This window comes from Paenibacillus sp. P5_B5, assembly GCF_056400365.1.
In genome coordinates, this window is sequence record NZ_JBFULK010000008.1 from 33,600 (window position 1) to 46,899 (window position 13,300).

The 13,300-nt window shown below is 42.2% G+C and carries 9 protein-coding genes and 2 pseudogenes; 9 read left to right on the forward strand and 2 right to left on the reverse strand.

What is annotated here, in order from left to right:
* Nucleotides 1-214 precede the first annotated feature (214 nt).
* Together AC1DOK_RS12380 and AC1DOK_RS12385 are read left to right on the forward strand one after the other, a co-directional pair.
* Nucleotides 215-985, forward strand: coding sequence for an ABC transporter ATP-binding protein (locus AC1DOK_RS12380; protein WP_477554589.1), 771 nt, complete (start codon nucleotides 215-217; stop codon nucleotides 983-985).
* Nucleotides 960-2,906 carry an FtsX-like permease family protein gene (locus tag AC1DOK_RS12385; protein WP_477554590.1) on the forward strand — a complete coding sequence of 649 codons (1,947 nt, stop codon included), beginning with the start codon at nucleotides 960-962 and terminating at the stop codon, nucleotides 2,904-2,906. The genes AC1DOK_RS12380 and AC1DOK_RS12385 overlap by 26 nt, the downstream gene beginning before the upstream one ends.
* Before the next feature lie 32 nt (nucleotides 2,907-2,938).
* Here the strand turns inward: AC1DOK_RS12385 and AC1DOK_RS12390 are convergent.
* Together AC1DOK_RS12390 and AC1DOK_RS12395 are read right to left on the reverse strand one after the other, a co-directional pair.
* Nucleotides 2,939-3,118 (reverse strand): annotated as a pseudogene (locus tag AC1DOK_RS12390) (MFS transporter); the annotation flags it as partial.
* Nucleotides 3,119-3,553: 435 nt separating this feature from the next.
* Nucleotides 3,554-4,767: pseudogene (locus tag AC1DOK_RS12395) on the reverse strand (MFS transporter).
* Nucleotides 4,768-4,970: 203 nt separating this feature from the next.
* Between AC1DOK_RS12395 and AC1DOK_RS12400 the strand changes: the two are divergent.
* The 7 genes from AC1DOK_RS12400 to AC1DOK_RS12430 all read left to right on the forward strand — a co-directional run bounded on the left by AC1DOK_RS12400 (nucleotide 4,971) and on the right by AC1DOK_RS12430 (nucleotide 13,201).
* Nucleotides 4,971-5,735: an energy-coupling factor transporter transmembrane component T family protein gene (locus AC1DOK_RS12400; protein ID WP_477554591.1), complete on the forward strand. Its 765-nt coding sequence runs from the start codon at nucleotides 4,971-4,973 to the stop codon at nucleotides 5,733-5,735.
* A 64-nt stretch (nucleotides 5,736-5,799) separates the two neighbouring features.
* Nucleotides 5,800-6,336 (forward strand): ECF transporter S component, encoded by a 537-nt coding sequence (locus AC1DOK_RS12405; protein WP_477554746.1) that lies wholly within the window; start codon nucleotides 5,800-5,802, stop codon nucleotides 6,334-6,336.
* A 4-nt stretch (nucleotides 6,337-6,340) separates the two neighbouring features.
* On the forward strand, nucleotides 6,341-7,942 hold the full coding sequence (locus AC1DOK_RS12410; RefSeq protein ID WP_477554592.1) for an ABC transporter ATP-binding protein: 1,602 nt from the start codon (nucleotides 6,341-6,343) through the stop codon (nucleotides 7,940-7,942).
* 78 nt (nucleotides 7,943-8,020) lie between these two features.
* Entirely contained in the window at nucleotides 8,021-9,880 is a 1,860-nt protein-coding gene (locus AC1DOK_RS12415; protein WP_477554593.1) for an LTA synthase family protein, read from the forward strand.
* A 308-nt stretch (nucleotides 9,881-10,188) separates the two neighbouring features.
* The gene (locus AC1DOK_RS12420) at nucleotides 10,189-12,063 is read left to right on the forward strand and encodes a DEAD/DEAH box helicase (RefSeq protein ID WP_477554594.1); all 1,875 of its coding nucleotides are present in this window, start codon (nucleotides 10,189-10,191) and stop codon (nucleotides 12,061-12,063) included.
* 64 nt (nucleotides 12,064-12,127) lie between these two features.
* Nucleotides 12,128-12,466 carry a PH domain-containing protein gene (locus AC1DOK_RS12425; protein WP_477554595.1) on the forward strand — a complete coding sequence of 113 codons (339 nt, stop codon included), beginning with the start codon at nucleotides 12,128-12,130 and terminating at the stop codon, nucleotides 12,464-12,466.
* A 120-nt stretch (nucleotides 12,467-12,586) separates the two neighbouring features.
* Nucleotides 12,587-13,201, forward strand: coding sequence for a TetR/AcrR family transcriptional regulator (locus AC1DOK_RS12430; protein WP_477554596.1), 615 nt, complete (start codon nucleotides 12,587-12,589; stop codon nucleotides 13,199-13,201).
* Nucleotides 13,202-13,300 lie beyond the last annotated feature (99 nt).

Below are 13,300 nucleotides of genomic sequence, written 5' to 3' on the forward strand. Positions count from 1 at the left end.
GAAGTGCAGGAAACTTTGATTGTTCCTGCACTTCTTTTCCTGTCTGTTTAGTAGAACGGAATGAATTTGAGCAGGCTACCGAACGTAAAGGCGAACATAAACTTAACTGTGATGTAAGCTATAATTAAGGTAAATCGATAGTTCCCACGCCGCTGATAAGGTACATTAATAGAGAAAGTACCAATGATCCGCATCTTTGAAAGGAATGAAAAGCATGAGTATTTTGCAAGTGAAAGCTCTTAATAAAGTATACCCGGGAAAAGTCGTGACACATGCATTAACGGATATACATCTGACCATCGAGCAAGGGGAGTTTGTAGGTATCATGGGACCGTCAGGCAGCGGAAAAACAACACTGCTTCATATGGTTTCCACGATTGATGAGCCCAGCTCCGGCGAGGTGCTAATTAACGGTAGCAATCCTTTTCAGCTAAGAGCAAAGGAACTGGCATTATTTCGTCGCCGGCAGCTTGGCTTTGTATTTCAGGATTTTAATCTGCTGGACACCCTTACTGTCGCAGAAAATATTGTTCTTCCACTGACGCTGGACAACTATCGACTGTCGGAGATGGAAGAGAGGCTGGGGCAAATTGCCGAGCGTTTGAACATTACATCGATATTAAACAAACGGACGTATGATATATCTGGAGGGCAGCGCCAGCGGACTGCCATAGCCAGGGCGGTGATCGCGGCCCCATCGCTGCTGCTCGCTGACGAGCCCACAGGAGCGCTGGATTCAACCTCTTCGAAAGTTGTCATGGAATCGCTGGCCGACATCAATGAACAGCAGGGCACTACGCTGATGCTGGTCACTCATGATCCGCTCGCAGCCAGCTACTGCCATCGGATTGTGTTTATTAAAGATGGGCGTTTGGCTGCGGAAATTCACCGCGGGGAAAATCGGCAAACCTTTTTTCAGAAAATCATCGATACTTTGTCTTTCTGGGGAGGGAATATGAATGAATTTTCCTCAGTTCGCGTTTAATAATGTCAGGCGCAACGGCCGTGCTTACATGGCTTATTTATTAAGCAGCGCATTTATGGTGATGATTTTTTTTACGTTTGCCGTTTTCATCTATCATCCTGAAATTCGGCGGGCGCCGATGGGCGTATTGACGTTAATCAGCATGCAGGTTGCCGCTTACGTGGTGTTTATTTTTGCGATCTTTTTTGTGCTCTACTCGATCAGCGCTTTTTTGAAGTCCCGCAATAAGGAGTTTGGGATTTTAATGATGCTGGGCGCACAGGCAGGACAAATTAATCGCCTGATTTTTTTGGAAAATATGATCATCGGCACAGTTTCCATTGTCACCGGAATCGCCGGCGGGCTGCTGTTGTCCAAGCTGTTTTTGCTGTTCAGTACAAAAATGATCGATATTAACGAGCTGGCCTTTTATTGGCCAGTGAAGGCAATTGTACTGACGGCGAGCTGCTTTGTTGCTTTATTTATGGCGATATCGCTATTTACGCTGCTGTTTATTCGCAAAAACCGGGTGCTGGAGCTTTTGAAGGGCAGCAGCAGACCGAAGCGGGAGCCGAAAGCTTCGATTTGGCTTTCCATATTGGGCGCAATTTTGCTGACTATTGGTTTTGTGGTCCTTGGCAAAGGCACTCTATCTCCGGAAGTTCTGATTATCGCCGCTTTTTCCGGCATTTCCGGCACCTATTTCTTTTACTCCCAGCTGTCAGTTCTCATCATTCGTTTGCTCAAACGAAATCGAAAGCGTGTATGGCGCGGCACTAATTTGCTATGGATTTCCGAGATCAGCTATAAGCTGAAGGATAATGCCAGAATGCTGTTTCTGGTGACGGTTGTTACTTCGATCGCTTGCATAAGCGCAGGCTTCGTACTGGCCGTTGATCAAGACAACAAGCAGCAGTTTTTGAACAATAAATTTGCTTTCAAATATGACGTATTTCAGCCAGAGCATATCGATGCGGAGCTGGCGACTATTGAGCAGTCAATGCAGGAAGCGGGCATCGCTTTTGAGCGGTATCGGATAGACTCTATTGGCGCCATGCTGCGGAATTATGCCCACGACCCAACAACTAGTAGCGATGTAGAGATTGTTCGGGCAAGCCAGTTTAATGAACTGGCAACTTTGCTGGAGGTAGCGCCGTTGCGGCATCTGCCTTGGCAAACGGCTGTGGCGGTTTATCCGGGCTCAAATCGTTTGCCAAGGCAGCCATTAAAGCTTGAGGGAACCGAGTCCAGCATTACGATTGTGCAGGAAATCAGCATGCCCCAGATGGGAGGCGTTAGTAATGCAGGGGTTATGCTCATTGTTGAAGATGCTTTCTTTACCCAATTAACAGCTGATTTACCTGCCAGATCACGGTATTTCTATCATGTACCTTCCTGGACACAGCTTCCCTCACAGCAAGATGAGCAATCCAAGATCGGCAGAGAGCTGTACGCATGGAATCAGAAGCAAATGGACGAGAACCGGGGCAGCGTCCCAGGCTGTCCAAATTGTGCTAATCATTTGACGGTTCGTTCCGACAAATACTGGAGCACGAAAGATACGACCTCAGTGTTCAGCTTTATCGGGATTTTTATCGCCTTGATCTTCTCAATTTCGACGGCAAGCTTTTTGTACTTCAAGCTTCATACTGAGCTATCCGCCGACAGCCGAACGTACCATGCACTTTCCAAGATCGGGCTGAGCAGCAGAGAAATGAGCGCGGCGGCTACGAAGCAAATTGCTTTTATCTTTTTTATTCCGATTCCGATATCCACGATACAAACGTTTGTGGTTTTGAAGCCTGTACTGGGATATATGAAGATCTCATATGTCAATTCGGCTACTTTTACAGTAGCACTGGCTTTTCTGGTCGCCCAGACCGTCTACTTTGTCATTGCGAGATCACGTTATGTGAAAGCTTTACAGAAAATGATGGTATAAACAGCTGCCAGGCCTTTGACCGTATTGTGGAATGCGTTCAAAGCCGGATATACGGCGGCAAAAAACAATCCGTAGCTGAAGCGTAAAATGCCGAAGCCGATCAGGTTGTGCGTCGCAAGCTCCAGTAGATTGCCGATACCGCCCCCCAGTAGTCCAATCATCAGCATTTTACTATAACTGAATCGCTGGCCTAGCTTTCCCCAATGGGGTGCCATATCAGAAATAGTAAATTCTTCTGAAGTAGATAGCAATTCAAATACTTTCAGTCTTTCATTAAAGAACCTGATCTTCACTCTATTATTCTTAAAACTCCATTTAATAGACTCGTTCGAATTATACGTATAATACAACAATTCTCGAATAATATAGTAGTTGTTTAAGAAAACCAAAGTGTTCATAAGTTTATTTCGCTCATGATGTTTAACAGAACTTTGTTAAGTATTAGGTTTGTCGATAAGGTAACATTTTCCTCATTCCTCGTTATAATTTCACGGGAATGCAGGTTATCTGCCATTATAACCGTAATCATTGTGATCGGTAATTTGTTTGATTTCACTTAGTTTTACATAATATAGAATAGAAGAAGCCATCCAAGGTATCCTGGATGGCTTCTTTATAGAGTAATTCGAGTATCAATTCTATGAATTTTAACCAGATAACGTGTCTTTTACGTTAGCAGCACTCTTGCGATCTTTCATTTTAAGCGTACCAGCCGTAGTGAGTAGTAGAAGACCATTAAGTACAAAAACAAGTGGGATCGAAATTGCGCCAGCTAATGCGCCTCCTGCGATCGGACCAGCGAGAGTGCCTAGCTGGTTAGCAGATTGATTAAGACTAAAAGCTCTACCTCTAAATTCAGGGGTTGTTGCTCGAACAATCAGTGCGTTCAAGGATGGATAGACCGCTGCAAAAAATAGACCATAGATGAAGCGTAGCACACCAAATCCAATTAAGTTATGGAAGAAGATCTGCAGGATATTACCGATTCCTCCGCCAAGCAAGCCGATCATGAGGGTATTACGATAGCCGATTCGCGCGCCAATTTTGCCCCATTGTGGTGCAGCGATAACGGTGGCAATACCAACGGCTGAGAAGATGATACCTGAGCTTAGTGAAGCGTCACTCTTGGACACACCCATATCAAGCACATAAAGGGCCAGTAGAGGCTCGATCAGCATGATGGAGGCACTAATAATCATGACAACAATTAGCTGATTGAACAACGGGCGGTTGGCAGAAGCTTGCTTCAGATCATCAAGTACATGAGAACGAACTCGACTGCGATCAAATTTCTCTTCTTTTATGCCAAAAAGCGCAATTAAAGCCGAGATCAACACGACAGCACCAGATAGCAGGAAGGTCATTCGAAAACCAAAATATCCGCTGAATATACCACCAACCATTGGACCAATGATGCTGCCAGACGCACTTGCAGTTGCCATAATACCAAGTGCATAACCAACCTTGTTCTCAGGTGTATTCGTTTCGTTCCGACAAGTGCGATTGCTGCAGGGACGTAGCCAGCCAGAAGTCCTGATAATATACGGACAGCTATAAGTTCATAAGGATTATGTACGAAGGAAGTTAGCACATAGATCGCGCAGAGTGCAAATCCTGAGCGAAGCAGCATCGGTTTACGTCCATATTTATCCGACAGCGAACCCCAGAAGGGCGCAATTAATGCGCTAGCTAGAAATGTAATGCCGAAGGATACACCTGCCCACAGAGCTAAATGCGTCTCAACATGCAATTCATCACTAATAAATAATGAGAGAAAGGGTACAGACATTGAGAATGCCATACTACAGAAGAAAACCCCTGTCCAAAGTACATACAGATTTCTTTTCCATGATAAATTCATGTTTACACATCCATTACAATGTCTTAAGTACAATTGATGCTTAACATTCTACCACTTTGCTTCGACAAAATGAATGTAATTATCTGTATTATTAAATAATTTATGACTCACCTATTGTTAACCTTCAACTAATTTATTGGTTGACAATAAAATTGTATTCGTAGATACTATAAAAGTAAAAATCAAGTAGGGGAAAGGTGAACATGATCTATCAATATCAACGTGGTCAATCGTTTTTTCATCGGATAGATCCACTTTCCAAATTTGTTTGGTTAGTTTGTGTATCGATCTTAGCACTAGTTTTCGATACGGGCCCGTCACAGCTTAGCTTATTACTTGTTATCGTTGTGATAGGTAGAGCATTAGCAGGATTAACCTTGCAATCGATGTGGAGAGGCATGCGAATTCCATTCTGGTTCGGTGTACCGTATTTCTTTCTTCAATTGCTATTTCTTCCGGGAGAAACGGTCATTGTTAAGCTGGGGTCGTTCATGCTTACAACTGAAGCATTGAATTATTCAGCTGCTATAACGCTAAGGTTTGTAACACTTGTATTAGCATCCTTGCTGTATATCACATCTACAGATCCTAGGCATGTCGTGCTGGCTCTAGCTCAGAAGCTGAAAGTACCTTATCGATTCGCATTTGCGATCAGCATTGCTCTTCGATTCCTGCCCATGCTCGAATCAGAGGCAGCACTTATCAGGTCGGCACAACGAATGAGAGGAATGGGTAAACCCGTAGGGCTGCGAGATCGTATGTATTGGTGGAAACGATTTGTTGTATCCGTATTTATACATGCAGTACGCCGCGTAGGGCAGACGGCCGATGCGATGGATAGCAAAGGCTTTGGCACCTATCGTGAGCGATCCTATATTCATACTTTGCACATTTCAACAATGGCAATTATATTCACTTTATTGAGTGTGGTTGTCACAATTGGCGTCATTGTATGGTGGGTAATTTAATTAAGTAAAGGGGAATATTCAGGTGAACATTAAGAAAACTTTTACCACATTAGACATCGTGTTAATGGCACTACTAGCAGTTGCAAACGGTGTGATGACGAATTACATGGCATTTCTCAATAAATTTCTAACGACAATAGGTGGGCCGATCGCGACATCGACAATTGTTGGTTTGTATATGATTTATGGCGTACTAGCCATCTATATCATTCGTAAGCCTGGCTCTGCGATGATTACCTTTCTTATCGGAGCTACTGTCCAAACCTTACTTGGTATCAGCTATGGTATGGCTTCAGCCTTTATTGCAGCAATCTGTTATGGACTGATGGTAGAACTTGTCTTCTTCTTATTTAGATACAAAAACTGGGGTTACATAAGCATCATGTTAGCAAGTCTTTGTGCTGTACCATTGTGGTTTGTATTTGCAGCTTATATGTATGGCTATTATAAATGGGATACAAGCGTCATCATCATCACTTTAATTGTTAGATGCCTGAGTGGTGTAGTGCTATGCGGTATGTTAAGTAAATGGATTGGTGATGCAATGGCTCGAACGGGATTGCTTAAAAAGTTTGAGATAGGTAAGCGAAGAGGGGTGTAGTTAAGTGGAGGAAGCTATAGATATTCAGTTTCATAACGTGAGTTATACCCACGAAGGGGAATTGAAGCCTTCACTTCATAAGATTAATTTCTATGTTAAACAGGGTGAATGGGTATCGTTAGTTGGTCCAAGTGGTTCGGGAAAAACAACTATTTGTCAGCTAATTACAGGTCTACTTAATCATCAGTCTAATTCGGCTATTCAACTCGATGGTGAGATTTGGCTTAGTGGAGCTGGAGATAAACTGAGGGATGCAGGAACCTTGCCTGTCTTACCTGTCTTACCTGTCTTACCTGTCTTACCTGTCTTACACGCCGTGCCTACCTTGTCAGCTTCTTCATTCGGAATCGTGTTTCAAGACCCAGATGCACAGCTTATTCACGCTATTGTGGAGGATGAACTGGCATTTGGTCCAGAGAATTTGCTCGTTGATCCAGCAGAAATTAGGATTCGCATTAATGCTGCACTTGTAGAAGTTGGTTTATCCGATATGCGAAATCGACAAACGAATCTATTATCTGGTGGTCAAAAGCAGCGTATAGCTATAGCTTCTGTGCTCACGATGCAGCCTACTATTCTTATCTTTGATGATGCAACTGCCAGTTTAGATCGTCCTGCAGCAGAACAATTCATTGCAACATTAGTCAAATTACATAAGCAAGGTCATACGATTCTAACCATGTCAACAAGACTCGAGAAGGCGGTAGTCGAGTTAGCTGAGCGATTAATTGTGCTTAACGAAGGTTCTATTATAGCGAATGGTTCGCCTCAAGAGGTGCTTGAAGAACATAAGCATAGCCTCATCCAATTAGGGTGCTGGCCATCTGAAGAGCATTCTAAAGAGCAATCTAAAGGGCATTCTGAAGATCATGTAAGCAATATGCAATCAATCGATCAATGTTCCCCAAAGAGCGGGAGCTGCCCACCATTATTAGAAGTTCGGGATCTATCCTTTCGTTATTCATCAAGTGATAGCCAAGTTACTGAACCACTCCATCTATTTAATGATGTTAACTTTAAAGTATTTGCAGGTGATTTAATCGCTGTACTTGGGGCTAATGGTTCTGGTAAAACTACGCTAGGTAAGCTTATAGCTGGGCTGTTACCCACAGGAAAGGGGACAATCATGTTCCATGGGCGAGATCAATCTACATGTTCAACCTATGAGTTAGCCAAGTTTAGGGGTTATGTATTTCAAAATCCAGAGCATCAATTTGTTGCTGAAACCGTCATTGAAGAATGTGTATTTGGACTCAAAATGATGAGTGGTCTGAAGCCATGGCAGGAGACGCCATTGTCTATTCTGGCTCAAGGTGAAAGCATATTAGAACAATTCGGATTACTTGAACATCAACATAAGCATCCTCTTCTTCTAAGTACGAGTGAGCAAAGATTACTTAGCGTTGCATCTACAGGTCTTATGAACCCTGATGTTATCATTCTAGATGAGCCCACAGCCGGTCAAGACTATCGTAGTATGGAGCGTCTGATGGTATGGTGTTCCGATTATGTGAAGCAAGGCAAAGCGATTCTAGTGATTACACATGATGCTGAGCAAGTATGTAGATGGTCAACTGATGTACTGAGGTTAGATGGAAGGTTATAGCAAATGTCGCTTTATGTCGAAAATTTAAGCTTCCCTTAAGGTTCATACAGTAGTATGAAACTCCGGGAGGTTTTTATTTTGACTAAAACACGTACATTGTGGACCAGACCATTTGTAGTGTTTTCTATCCTTCTGCTGTTTAAAATCTATTTTAGTTCTTATATTATTTTTGATTCAATGCTTGGTATTAGACCGTTACTTACGGGACTGCCCACAATTTGTGTTTTTATTCTATTAGTAGAGCTGCTAGTTCGTAAGCGTAAATTACTAGCTTACATGATCCTGAATGGTTTGGTAACCTTTATACTCTTTGGTACTGTTATGTACTATAAGTATTACGGAGTGATTGTTACTCATCATGCTTTCAAGCAAATTGGGCAATTAGGTGATGTGAAATCTAGTGTATTTGATATACTCAAGCCGTATTATTTGATCATTTTTGTAGATATACTAATCTTACTTATCCTAATTGTATCTAGCCATAAGGTGCGTAACTGGGGGAGAACTCGAATACGAGTCAAGCCAGTTTATATTTGTGGTGCACTAGCAGTAGTATTATTCATGTCTTTGGCTACTATTCTGACTAACAAAAACATCGTAAATGAGCTTAAAATGGCAGAACAGATGGGAACTCTTAATTACCAGCTCTATTCAATTATTGCTAAACCTACGGTTGCTAAACCTACTCAACATAAAGTAGAACCAACTACTGTAACGCAAGACAAGGTCTTAGCAACTAAGCAAATTACGAATTCGGATATTCCTGAGCATATGGGTGAAGCAGCAGGGAAGAATATCATTATGATTCAGCTAGAATCGTTTCAGGATTTTCTGATCGGTCTTAGCATTGGGGGTCAAGAGATTACACCTGTGCTGAATGATTTACTAAGTGGGTCGTATTACTTCTCCAATTTTTATCAACAGATTGGGCAAGGGAATACATCAGATGCTGAATACTTAGTGAATACGTCTCTATATGTGCCACCAGAAGGCGCAGCTTCACAGACTTATAGTGATAGACAGCTTCCTAGCTTACCTCGATTGCTTAAAGATGTTGGTTATCGCTCTTTAACGTTTCATGTGAATGATGTTACATTCTGGGATCGTGATAAACTATATCCTGCATTAGGGTTTGATCAATATTATGATCGGGACTTCTTCGGTTCCAAGGATCAGATAGGTATGGGTTCTTCTGATGAGGTTCTCTTTGCCAAAACTGCAGATGAGCTTGCTAAGCTACAAGACGATAATCAGAAGTTCTATGCGCATGTGATTTCGATGTCGAATCATCATCCGTTTGAACTGCCTAATTCTAAGAATCCCATTCCACTACCTAATGAATATGACGATACGCTTGTAGGTAACTATTTACAAACGGCTCATTATACAGATTATGCGTTAGGAACCTTCATCGATAAGCTCAAGGAATCAGGTGTTTGGGAGAATAGCATGGTGGTCATTTATGGCGATCATGTTGGACTTCCAATGAACTCACTTAAAGCCAATGAGAAGCAATTGTTAGCGGAACTAACGGGTAAGGAATACAATTACTCTGAAATGTTTAATATTCCTTTAATGATTACAGTACCTGGTGTATCAAATGGTGCAACATTTGAACAGCTTGGTGGACAAGTTGATGTCATGCCAACGATTGCGAATTTAGCTGGTTTATCTCTACAGAATCGCATTTATTTTGGACAAGACTTGCTAAATCATGAGGAAAACTTACTGCCCATGCGTTATTACTTGCCGACAGGCTCATTCATTAATGAGGAAGCGGTGTTTGTTCCAGGGAAAGATATTCAGGATGGAACTTCCTATTTATTGAAGCAACCATCTGCATTCACAGAACAGCATCAACTTGAATTTGATTATCAAAGGGCATCCCAATTACTACAAATGTCGGATAGCTATGTACGTAGCTTACCCTTCAGATAGATTTATCAGCATAGACATACTAACTGGTCCACATGATGGAAAAAACAATGACTGAGGAGATATTCCTGCTTCAAGTAGGATATTTTCTCAGTTTTTGTTTTATTATGCTAAAAAATAAGGTGAAATAGGCAGTATGTAGATGATGTTATTTTCTCAATACTGAGAAGAGATGTATTAGTTTTCATTTAACCTATGTTAAAATAGGAACCTGTGAGATAATGAAGAGAGAATAATCTTTATTGACATTGCTTAATCATGCTGGAATAAGCACACAATAACAAAATATGATGTAAAAAGTGAGGCACTATATGACAAAAACATTTGCCGATATCGGCATTGGATCAGAACTAACTACAAAGCTTAAACAATCTGGCTTGAATATACCAACCCCAGTTCAGGCACAAGCAATTCCTAATCTGCTTTCGGGTAAAGATGTAATTGCTCAAGCTCAGACGGGAACAGGAAAGACACTTGCGTTTGTACTTCCAATCCTTGAGAAAATAAAGCCTGAAGTCTCATGTGTTCAGGCACTAATCATTACGCCAACCCGCGAATTAGCTATCCAAATTACAGCGGAGGTTAAGAAGCTGGCTCCTATTGTTGGTGCGAGTGTATTAGCGGCTTATGGTGGACAAGATGTAGAGGCACAAATTCATAAATTAAATAAACAGAAAGGCTCTCCTCATATCGTAGTGGGTACACCGGGTCGAATCCTAGATCATATCCGCAGAGAAACGATTAATTTGTCGAGAGTCACGATGCTTGTTCTAGATGAAGCTGACCAAATGCTACATATTGGCTTCTTAGCTGAGGTTGAGGAGATTATTCGTCAATTGCCTTATAAGCGCCAAACGATGCTATTCTCAGCAACGATGTCAGATCAGGTTCGTAGGCTAGCCGCTGACTACATGCGCAGTCCTATAGACATTCATATTCAAGGTAAAAAAATTACGCTTGAAGGCACAAAACAGTATGTGGTTGAAACATCTGATCGTGATAAGCAAGATAAATTGCTTAGCTTGATTAAAATTCACCAACCATTCTTAGCAGTTGTATTCTGCCGTACCAAGGTACGCGCGAAGACATTAACTGCAGCGCTTCAAGATAATGGATACGATGCTGATGAGCTGCATGGTGATTTGACACAAGCGAAGCGGGAGAATGTAATGAAACGCTTCCGTGATGCGAAATTGCAAATTCTTGTGGCGACAGATGTTGCGGCACGTGGTCTTGATGTGGAAGGCGTATCACATGTATATAACTACGATATTCCACATGACGTAGAAAGCTATATTCACCGTATTGGACGGACTGGTAGAGCAGGGCAGAGAGGGATTGCGATCACTTTCGCAGCTCCTAAGGATCGTGCTCATTTACAGGATATAGAACGTGGAACTAACTCGACATTAGAACAGATGGAAGCAGAAACAGGCAACCGAATTGCTCGAGTTGGCAGCGGTAGAGTCGAAAGAAATGACAGAAGCTCAAGCAATAGAAGAAATGGACAACGTGGCGAACGAGGTTCATCCGATAGAAACTTTAGATCAGGTGGCAGATCTGACCGTGGTCCGAAGGCTGCAACTAGAGGTGAATCAAGAACGAAGGACAGCAGAACTGACGCAAGAGCTAAAGACAGTAGATTTGATTCGAGAGCTGATGACATCAGAGTTGATTCGAGATCAAGTGCAGGCGGTAGAAGCGACGCAAGATCCACAGGTAGAGGGGACAATAAACCTCGTACTGGTGGAGCTGATTGGGGCGCTAAGGGTTCCAGACGAACTACTGGTACGACTGGCACTAGAGCAGATCGTGGTGCTTCAGGCAAACGGAATGATTCAAAGGTAAGGGGCGAAGGAGATTTAAGTGTAGAAAGCCGTCCTTCAAGACCTGTTCGCGGAGCGCAAGACAGTAATAATCGAAGAGGCTCACGTGAAGGTGCTGAACCAAGAGCTAAAGGAGCAGCAACAGATCGATTTAATCCAAAAGGAAATCAAGACAGAAGATTCTCATCAGCTGGGCCTGAGCGTGCTGAACGTACAGGTCGCGCAGATCGTTCTGAGCGCAGAACGACAACTAATAGCTACAAGAGCGATTCGAAGCCGTCTGGCTCGTTCTCACAGCGGGATGGACGCGGGGCTTCAACTCGCAATAATAAACAACCAGGCGGTAGACGCGGCCGTTAATAATTAATCGACCTCCCCAGTATAATACAATGAGTTCAGTTGTATTAGGGGGAGGTCGTTTTTTATGGAAACGATAATCTGGCAAGGGAAGCCGTTTCATTTCGGATTTCCTAGTTTCACCAAATATACAATTTCAGATAGTAGACTGATTGTGGAGAAAGGTTTCTTCACCAAACGCAGGGATGAAATCAGACTTTACCGTATTCGAGATATTACTGTGACGAGGAGCTTAATCAAACGTATGTTTGGAATCGGAGATATTATTGTCTTTTCCACTGACACAAGCAGCCCTCAATATATCATTCATAACGTTCGTAAGACAGCTACAGTTGCAGATTTGCTAGGAGAAGCTTCTGAAGCAGCTCGTCTCAAGTTCAAAGCATTTGAATTAACAGAAGTCTAAACAAGTAGAAACGACTTAACACGGACAAAGCCGATGGAAATCCAGCGGCTTTGTTTATTTTATTTGATTGACTATTTAGCAGAATTATTATACATTAATAATGAACGGGGGTTTATTATTATGCAAGTACTCAAAGATGAGATTAAAGACATGATTCTCAAAACAGCTGGGCAGGCTTTTCTAGAATACGGCTTTGAGAAAGCATCCATGAAGGATATTGCTAAGTTTGTAGGTGTTTCAACAGGGAACCTCTATCGCTACTTTGCGAATAAAGAAGCTTTGTTTGATGCTGTAACGATGCCGGCTTATCAGAGCTTACAAGTTCTGATTCAATTGCATGAGCAGGAGGAGCGGGCTACTACTGAGATTCCTGTAGAAATGAACATGATTGATCAACTAGCGTTTGTATTATCTGAACTGTTGAAGGAACATCGAGAAGGTTTGCTTATCTTGCTAGATGGAAGTAAAGGTACAGCGCGGGAAAGAGCCAAGGATGAGCTATGTCAACTGTTAGCTACTCATATAGAGAGTCACATCATCCCGTCTCAACATACACCTATCGAGTTCGGAGAAGAGAAGCTGACATTTCACAAGGGAATTGCGAAGCCAATAGCTGTTGCTTTCTTTGAAGGGTATTTTAAAATCATTCGTCTATATGCGGATCATACCCAAATACAGAACATGACCAAGCAATACATAGCACTATGGTTCATGGGTCTGCAAAAGCTAATGTGATTTTTTTGACCTGATTATGAGCCATATTTTTTTGATCTAATAATGAACCGTCGTTTATTATTGTAATCTTTATTAAAATCTTATATTAAAGGAGAATTG

Coding starts and splice junctions, on each gene's coding strand:
- AC1DOK_RS12380 (WP_477554589.1), top strand. CDS start 215: ATGAGTATTTTGCAAGTGAAAGCTCTTAATAAAGTATACCCGGGAAAA.
- AC1DOK_RS12385 (WP_477554590.1), top strand. CDS start 960: ATGAATTTTCCTCAGTTCGCGTTTAATAATGTCAGGCGCAACGGCCGT.
- AC1DOK_RS12400 (WP_477554591.1), top strand. CDS start 4,971: ATGATCTATCAATATCAACGTGGTCAATCGTTTTTTCATCGGATAGAT.
- AC1DOK_RS12405 (WP_477554746.1), top strand. CDS start 5,800: ATGGCACTACTAGCAGTTGCAAACGGTGTGATGACGAATTACATGGCA.
- AC1DOK_RS12420 (WP_477554594.1), top strand. CDS start 10,189: ATGACAAAAACATTTGCCGATATCGGCATTGGATCAGAACTAACTACA.
- AC1DOK_RS12425 (WP_477554595.1), top strand. CDS start 12,128: ATGGAAACGATAATCTGGCAAGGGAAGCCGTTTCATTTCGGATTTCCT.
- AC1DOK_RS12430 (WP_477554596.1), top strand. CDS start 12,587: ATGCAAGTACTCAAAGATGAGATTAAAGACATGATTCTCAAAACAGCT.